Source organism: Endozoicomonas atrinae (assembly GCF_001647025.1).
GTDB classification, from domain to species: Bacteria; Pseudomonadota; Gammaproteobacteria; order Pseudomonadales; family Endozoicomonadaceae; genus Endozoicomonas; species Endozoicomonas atrinae.
Genome location: NZ_LUKQ02000256.1, coordinates 1 through 7,416, shown reverse-complemented (window position 1 = coordinate 7,416; position 7,416 = coordinate 1). Strand labels below are relative to the sequence as shown.

The window sequence follows — 7,416 nt, the reverse complement described above, 5'->3', positions numbered from 1 at the left end:
ACTATGAAGATATTATCAATAAATGCTGTGAGGCATGGAATGAATTACTTTCTGAAGTTGGCCGATTGAAAAGTCTATGCTCCCGTTCATGGGCTGTTATTTCATAATTTAAAAATGGAATTGGTATAAGGAGCCAATCATGCCTCTCAGAGTCGGCCTCACAGTTTCTACCTGCGTTCTGTGTACCTCCCTCGCTCTACAGACATCAAATACCCATGCCTGCACAACCTTCGCCTCCGTTGGTACAGCCAATAATGAGGGCGGACTCATCATGGCCAAGAACCGTGACTCCCTGGCTGCTTTCGAACAACTGGAAGTAAAACGGGAGCCCGGTGAGAATGCTTATCTGGGACTCTTCTACAACACCACTGACCGGACGCCTTTCCCCTACATTGCCGCTGGCATCAATCAGTTCGGACTTTCTGTGGTGCAAAATGAGTCTGCCTCTATTAATAATGCCAGCAAGTTCAATGACGGTGACCAGTCTGATGCTATTTACAACATTCTCAAACATTACCGTTCAGTAGCGGAAGTACTCGCTGATCAGGAGGTATTATTCGGCAATGGGCTTGCCAACTTCCTGATCATTGGTGACAAGACTGAGGCCATTCTCGTTGAAGTTGGCCCCGTTAAAGGCTCCTATGAAATACTGAAGGCCAGTCAGAACCAGAATCGCCTGTATCACACCAACCATTATGTTCTGGGGCCCATGAGAAAGTTCAACAAAGTGTTCTATCCCGACTCCGAAGATCGCTTTGAAACCATAAAAGCACTGATGAAAAACGCTCCCGGCCAACTGACGGCTGAAGGCAACTACTACCGCTGGATGAACAGCGCACAAAATGGTCCTTATAACAGCATTCTGAGAGAAGTCACCGTTGCCAGCTGGGTAGTCACTCTGCCAGAGGGTAATAACCCTGAACTGAACCTCCGCTTTACCTCACCCAGTCAAACCTTCCAGCTTTATGAGGTGGAACTGACCCCTGAATTCTGGAATTACCCTCCTGAACACTTGCTGCCATTGCCACTGAATGCGGATGGTATTGAAAGTGAACCGGTCGGTAGTGAACGCCGCTACACGTATACCGAAGGTGAACTTTAAGCCCAGTTCGTGACTCCAATGACAGATGGCAATAAGTAGCCACTTAACGCCATCTTTCATAACCCATTGAAAGAAAAGAAAAATAAGATAGTCATTTACCACTACATTCACGTAAAATACCGATACTTCTGCACTTCCAAAGACAGGCCATGCTGCAGAAGCCTTATCGATATACAGAGTCAATCTCTGACTGACGAGATTTCCGGATGAAAAGCAGTATCCGACTGAGAGCACTGGAAAAGAAAGACCTGCGGTTTGTGCACTCTCTTAATAATAACCGCAGCATTATGTCCTATTGGTTCGAAGAGCCCTATGAGTCTTTCGATGAGCTGGAAGATCTCTATGGCAAGCATATCCATGACAATACTGAACGCCGTTTTGTTGCTGAGCACACGGCGACTGAAAGTAATGAAGCGGAATCCATCGGTCTGGTTGAATTGATCGAAATTGACTATGTGCACCGTAAAGCCGAGTTTCAGATCATTATTGCGCCGGGACACCAGGGCAAAGGCCACGCCCGGGCATTGATCAAATCAGCGCTGGACTATGCCTTTACCATCCTTAACCTGAACAAAGTGTATCTGGTTGTGGCCGTTGAAAATGAGAAAGCCATACACCTCTATGAACAGACCGGCTTTACTGAAGAAGGCCGAATGGTTCAAGAATATTTCACCAATGGCCAATACTGTGATGTATTAAGAATGTACATTCTTCAGCGTGACTATCTCAACAAGACTCGCTCTGTAGGCCCCTGAAGAATTCTGCCACTTTTAACAATGAAGCCGCCGGGACTTCCGGCGTGGTCTCAAGCACTGGCATCCCTGACAGGCATCCCCATATAATTGAACAAAAAACGATGGCTACGTCAGGGATAACAAAGCATGTCAAATATCACAGGGTTGAAATCTCTTTATTTTGCATTCCTGCTTACTTCCTGTTTCCTCTCCCCTTCTCTTCAAGCCCATAACAACAAAGTATCTATCACCATTGAAGATGGGAGACGATGTATCGTCTCCAACGGCCTGCCTGATCATGACACCGGTCGCTTTCCAAACCGGGGGAATCCCAACTCAATTTCTGAGCAACAGGTCCGTCTCTGCTTTTCACTCAACCCTGAAAAAGGTCATAGACCGCAGTCCGTCAGAGGCTCTATTGGCGTTGCCATTAATGGTGTCCAGATCCGTCCAGGCACCGCTGAATATTACGACGCGTCCAGTCCCAGAAAGTTCAGTCGTGACCGGAGCTCTGGATGGAACCTTGAAGGCATTGGTGCCAAAGACCGGCTAGGCATGGATCAGAATAACGCCCATGTGGATCAGCGGGGACTTTATCACTACCACGGCATTCCCAATGATCTGTTGGACACTATCAACTCAACATTGATTGGCTATGCAGCCGATGGCTTTGAGATACATTATGCCAGTAACCAGCAGGAGTCTGGCTATCAGCTGAAACCTGGAAGCCGTCCTGTACCTCCCGGTGGGAATTTTGACGGCACCTATAATCAGGACTGGGAGTATTTGGCAGGTGCAGGAACACTGGATGAATGTAATGGCGGTTTTCTTGAAGGACAGTTTGTCTATTACGCCACCGATACATACCCGTTCTTTCCAAGGTGCCTGTGGGGCGAGATCAGCAGTGACTTTCTAAACAGCAATCATAATCGTGAAAGCCGGCGAAATAAGAGCAATCAAAGAGAGTCAGGCAGACGTAACCCACCTGAAGAAGCGATCTACGCATGCTATGGCAAACAAACCGGTGAACGATGCAAATTCACTGCACCAAGGCATGGCCATCAAATAACCGGTGTATGCACTCTGTCACCAGAACATTCAACCGCCTGCATTCCACAAAGGAAGTAATAAGACCGGAAAGCCGGGTAATCAAGCTTGGTCATTACCCGGCGATACCTAAACGGCCATTGTTTTAAATATCAATCACATCAAAAGGCACATTGGGATTAACATCAGCGTCATAATCCACACCATCAACACCAAAACCAAACAGCTTCAGGAACTCTTCTTTATAGAGAATATAATCCGTTAGTTCGGACAGGTTTTCATTGGTCAGCTGCGGCCAGATTTCCTGACAATGCTTCTGTATGTCTTCTCTCAGTTCCAAGTCATCAAGGCGGAGGCGGTTGCTATCATCAACTTCTGGAGCAGCACCATCACTGCGATAAAGGCGCTCACGGAACATACGGTTGATCTGTTCGATACAACCCTCATGTACACCCTCTTCCCGCATCTTCTTGAAGACCATTGAGATATAGAGAGGCATCACTGGAATCGCTGAGCTGGCCTGCGTGACGACACTCTTCAAAACGGCGATATTGGCAGAACCGTGCAGGGTCTTCATCTGGTCATCAATAGTATGAGCTGCGCGGTCCAGATCTTTTTTGGCTTCACCGAGGGCACCATCCCAATAGATCGGCCAGGTAAGTTCAGTACCAATATAGCTGTAAGCAACGGTCTTGCAGCCTTCTGCCAGAACACCCGCTTCAGACAATGCCTTCATCCAGAGCTCCCAGTCCTGGCCACCCATTACGGTGACGGTCGCCTCGACTTCCTCTTCTGTAGCTGGCTCTACAGAGGCTTCAAACAGGGTATCTTTATTGGTATCTACGGCAGTAGCACGATAGGTTTCTCCCATCGGCTTCAGTACCGAACGGATCACCTCACCGGTATCCGGCAGTTTTCGTACGGGCGATGCCAGTGAGTAAACCACCATATCCACCTGACCCAGATCCTGCTTGATCAACTCGATCGTCTTCTCTTTAGCAGCATGGCTGAAGGCATCACCATTCAGGCTTTTTGCATAGAGCCCTGCTTCATGGGCCAGTTTTTCAAACGCAGCAGAATTATGCCATCCAGCAGTTCCGGGCTTGGTTTCAGTAGCTGGCTTCTCAAAAAAAACACCAATGGTAGCAGCGCCAGAGCCAAATGCTGCTGTGATTCTGGAAGCCAGTCCATAACCACTGGAAGAACCGATCACCAGCACTTTTTTGGGGCCGTCAGCCACAGAGCCCAGTGACTGGGTATAAGCAATCTGCTCCTTCACATTGGCTTCGCAACCCACTGGGTGAGTGGTTGTACAGATAAATCCACGAATCCTTGGTTTAATGATCATCGTTGTCCCCAACAGGTGAAATTCGGTTCGAAAACCAGGGGCTAAGTAGAACTCATCAGCCCATCTTGTATAAACAACGGAGTAGCTTATCCAAAAGCCGATAGTTGGGAAAGAGAAGCTGCGTATAACTCAGTAGCAATATGGCTCTAATTGTTACAACCTGTAAATCCCAGTACTTTTTTCCAACGAGCCTGCTCATTAACGCACTGCGAATGTTTGGACAAAACCTGCATAAACAGTCTTATTGTGTAAACGCATGGGGATACACTCAATACTTAACTACACTCAACCAGTTAAATTTCCATTACCCGCCTGTGGTCATGCACTAAGCTCTGTAAGTTATTGTGAAAACTGGAATTATCTGACCATGAACATGAGCAAAAAACTGGTTGCGGAATTTCTGGGTACATTCTGGCTGGTATTGGGTGGCTGTGGCAGCGCTGTTCTGGCGGCATCGTTTCCTGATGTTGGGATCGGTTTCCTGGGCGTAGCATTGGCCTTTGGTCTGACCGTATTGACTATGGCCTTCGCCATTGGTCATATTTCCGGCTGTCATCTTAACCCTGCGGTTTCAGTGGGGCTGACAGTGGGCGGAAAGTTTCCCGTTAGAGAGCTGTTGCCATACATCGCAGCCCAAATACTGGGCGGCGTTGCTGGCGCTGCGATACTCTACCTGATTGCATCCGGCCAGCCGGGTTTCGAAACCGCGGGTTTTGCTTCCAATGGCTATGGCGAACATTCCCCTGGGGGTTATGGTCTGGTAGCTGCACTGGTCACAGAAGTGGTGATGACCTTTATGTTCCTGCTGATTATCCTTGGAGCCACTGACGGGCGTGCTCCAGTCGGCTTTGCGCCGATTGCTATTGGGCTTGGACTAACCCTGATTCACCTTGTCAGCATCCCTGTGACCAACACTTCAGTAAACCCGGCTCGCAGTACCGGGGTTGCACTATTTCAGGGAGACTGGGCAATCTCCCAACTCTGGCTGTTCTGGATAGCCCCCTTTATCGGATCAGTTCTTGCCGGGCTGGTTTATAAATGGTTGGGAAAAAAGGACCACAAGGTTGTCAGAGAATAAGCTGCAGGGCTTGTGTTGCTTATTCACAATGAAGTGCCTTCAGCATTCTTTCTGAACCATTGGCCACGGGTCGACTCTAACCAAACAAAAAGAAAACAGGCAAATAACTTGAAACCACTTAATCTGGTTATCACATTCCTGAGCTTTATGACTTTTCAAATGGGCATGGCAAGGGATCTGCCCGAAATTATCAGCTCCAGTATACTCAGGGTTGGCACTACCGGTGATTACGCCCCTCTGACACTATGCGACAAACAAAATCATTGCGAAGGTTTTGCGATTGATATGGCCCAATCTCTGGGGAAATATCTGATGCAGATTAGCGGCAAACCCATCAGCGTCGAATTTATGCGAACCAGCTGGCCAGATCTTCACAATGACCTGGAAAATGACAGGTTTGATATTGCCATGGGGGGAATCACCCGCACTGATGCTCGCAGTCAGCACTTTTTACTGTCTGACAATATCATACCCAGCGGCAAGGTTGTGTTAATGCAGAAAAATCTGGCCAGAAGCTATGCCGGGATGAATGATGACCAACTCATCAAACAGCTGAACACATCAAACCTGCATCTGGTGGTTAACCCTGGTGGTACTAATCAGGAATTTGCCAGGAAGCAACTGTCAGATATGGATTTTACCCTTACTGCAGACAACCGGGAGCCTTTCCTGATGCTACGGAATCATCTGGCTGACGCTATGATTACCGACCGGACTGAAGCCCTCTACCAAGTAAAACAGATACCCTCGCTGGTGATTATTAATGACGCCATGTTCTCGTGGACAGTGTCGAGCAAAGTATACATGTCACAGAAAAACAGCAAGTTACTCATCAGCGAAGTCAATCGGTGGCTGAAAACTATAGATATACAGAGCATGCAGGAAAGATGGTTTTAAAATGCCATACAGCTCATCCTGCAACTCTCACCCCTTCTACATTTGTGGATCAGCAAAAGGTATCGATATACAACGCTTCCACCTTATCTCTGGCCCATTGGGTTTTTCTCAGGAATTTGAGTGAAGACTTAATGGAAGGGTGACTGTAAAAACAGTTGATCCGGATTTTCTGGTATAAGCCGCCCCATCCAAAATGCTCAACCAAACTCGTCAGTATCTTTTCCAGAGTAATTCCATGGAGGGGGTTATTCGGTTGTTCCTGGCTCATTGATCAGATTCCTACGATAAGATCACAAAGAAATACCTTGAGAGCTCACTGGCAACAAAGCATCCGTACAATTTTATCATAACCCTCTGTATTTTAAGCGATAGATAACACGCCAACAGATACTTTCACAACATCCCGTGAGCACCTTACCAAGTACAGATGATCAACTCTATCCCCGCCAAGACTTATTAAATACCAAATAACCTGATACTGCATTTTTGAACTTCTGGAGTGAACAGCCGATAGAAGGATAGTCAGTCATAGTTCAGGGAGACTCCTGTGATACGTACAGGTTACCCTTCAGGGAATCCCCCCCCCGGTTATGGAGGCCAAGAAAGACTTTGCAAATGCACCTCCGGTAGTTCCTCAAACGCGCAGTGCCAATGTCTCTGAACGTGTTGCCTATTTTACCAGCCTTGGTCAGCGTAATATTGAGCCGGCAGTTACACAGAAACACATGGGGAAAGCAGCGAAAAGTCCCAAACGTTTATCATCGGTAGATTCCGGAATTGGATCGGATAGCGAGCCCTCTCCGACTCAAACTGCCCCCCCCTCAACAACAAGCAAGAATATAACTCAAACAACTGCAACGGTAAGATATAGTCAGGAATTTAAAGGCAGCTACCTCAAGCCTCTGCCACCACAAATAAAAGTCACTTCCAAAGCATTGAATGATACAGCCTGGCTTGATCAATTCCTGAGCAAAGATGATCAACAGTGGGTTGAAGTATTATACCAATTGAATTTTCTAACTACTGTATAACTGCCCAATCACGGGAGCACAGACTGAACAGTCGACCAGCTTCGCTGCAAAGGTTATTCCAAGCTTCACAGCAACAATCTACAATATTTTCATAACCTGAAAATGCTTTGTTTGATAAGTCATGCTCCCGCATCCACTCCCATAGCCTTTCTGAGCTGTTTAACTCCGGTGCGAATGGT

8 protein-coding genes and 1 pseudogene are annotated in these 7,416 nt (G+C 47.3%); 6 read left to right on the top strand and 3 right to left on the bottom strand.

Going from position 1 to position 7,416, the window contains the following annotated elements; all coding sequences use genetic code 11:
• Positions 1 to 139: 139 nt before the first annotated feature.
• From AK963_RS23200 to AK963_RS23190, 3 genes are all read left to right on the top strand, one after another.
• The gene (locus AK963_RS23200) at positions 140 to 1,102 is read left to right on the top strand and encodes a carcinine hydrolase/isopenicillin-N N-acyltransferase family protein (RefSeq protein ID WP_066017783.1); all 963 of its coding nucleotides are present in this window, start codon (positions 140 to 142) and stop codon (positions 1,100 to 1,102) included.
• Between the two features lie 206 nt (positions 1,103 to 1,308).
• Positions 1,309 to 1,857, top strand: coding sequence for a spermidine N1-acetyltransferase (gene speG / locus AK963_RS23195; RefSeq protein ID WP_066017782.1), 549 nt, complete (start codon positions 1,309 to 1,311; stop codon positions 1,855 to 1,857).
• 126 nt (positions 1,858 to 1,983) lie between these two features.
• The gene (locus AK963_RS23190; protein ID WP_066017781.1) at positions 1,984 to 2,964 is read left to right on the top strand and encodes a YHYH protein; all 981 of its coding nucleotides are present in this window, start codon (positions 1,984 to 1,986) and stop codon (positions 2,962 to 2,964) included.
• 64 nt (positions 2,965 to 3,028) lie between these two features.
• On the opposite strand, the gene fabV is transcribed toward AK963_RS23190, so the two are convergent.
• On the bottom strand, positions 3,029 to 4,231 hold the full coding sequence (gene fabV / locus AK963_RS23185; RefSeq protein WP_066017780.1) for an enoyl-ACP reductase FabV: 1,203 nt from the start codon (positions 4,229 to 4,231) through the stop codon (positions 3,029 to 3,031).
• 367 nt (positions 4,232 to 4,598) lie between these two features.
• Between fabV and aqpZ the strand changes: the two genes are divergently transcribed.
• On the top strand, positions 4,599 to 5,309 hold the full coding sequence (gene aqpZ, locus AK963_RS23180; RefSeq protein WP_066017779.1) for an aquaporin Z: 711 nt from the start codon (positions 4,599 to 4,601) through the stop codon (positions 5,307 to 5,309).
• 108 nt (positions 5,310 to 5,417) lie between these two features.
• Complete coding sequence (locus tag AK963_RS23175) at positions 5,418 to 6,206, top strand: transporter substrate-binding domain-containing protein (RefSeq protein ID WP_139117604.1); 789 nt, start codon at positions 5,418 to 5,420, stop codon at positions 6,204 to 6,206.
• Positions 6,207 to 6,255: 49 nt separating this feature from the next.
• On the opposite strand, the gene AK963_RS23170 is transcribed toward AK963_RS23175, so the two are convergent.
• A complete protein-coding gene (locus tag AK963_RS23170) occupies positions 6,256 to 6,474 on the bottom strand; it encodes a VF530 family protein (protein WP_066017777.1) in 219 nt (72 codons plus the stop codon).
• A gap of 322 nt (positions 6,475 to 6,796) precedes the next feature.
• On the opposite strand from AK963_RS23170, the gene AK963_RS23165 reads away from it, so the two are divergent.
• Positions 6,797 to 7,237, top strand: coding sequence for a hypothetical protein (locus tag AK963_RS23165; protein WP_066017776.1), 441 nt, complete (start codon positions 6,797 to 6,799; stop codon positions 7,235 to 7,237).
• On the opposite strand, the pseudogene AK963_RS35805 reads toward AK963_RS23165, so the two are convergent.
• Positions 7,227 to 7,416: pseudogene (locus tag AK963_RS35805) on the bottom strand (IS630 family transposase); the annotation flags it as partial. The gene AK963_RS23165 and the pseudogene AK963_RS35805 overlap by 11 nt on opposite strands.

Bases quoted from the DNA above. Each gene is read 5' to 3' on its own strand.
- AK963_RS23200 (WP_066017783.1), top strand. From the start codon at position 140: ATGCCTCTCAGAGTCGGCCTCACAGTTTCTACCTGCGTTCTGTGTACC.
- speG (WP_066017782.1), top strand. From the start codon at position 1,309: ATGAAAAGCAGTATCCGACTGAGAGCACTGGAAAAGAAAGACCTGCGG.
- AK963_RS23190 (WP_066017781.1), top strand. From the start codon at position 1,984: ATGTCAAATATCACAGGGTTGAAATCTCTTTATTTTGCATTCCTGCTT.
- fabV (WP_066017780.1), bottom strand. From the start codon at position 4,231: ATGATCATTAAACCAAGGATTCGTGGATTTATCTGTACAACCACTCAC.
- aqpZ (WP_066017779.1), top strand. From the start codon at position 4,599: ATGAACATGAGCAAAAAACTGGTTGCGGAATTTCTGGGTACATTCTGG.
- AK963_RS23170 (WP_066017777.1), bottom strand. From the start codon at position 6,474: ATGAGCCAGGAACAACCGAATAACCCCCTCCATGGAATTACTCTGGAA.
- AK963_RS23165 (WP_066017776.1), top strand. From the start codon at position 6,797: ATGGAGGCCAAGAAAGACTTTGCAAATGCACCTCCGGTAGTTCCTCAA.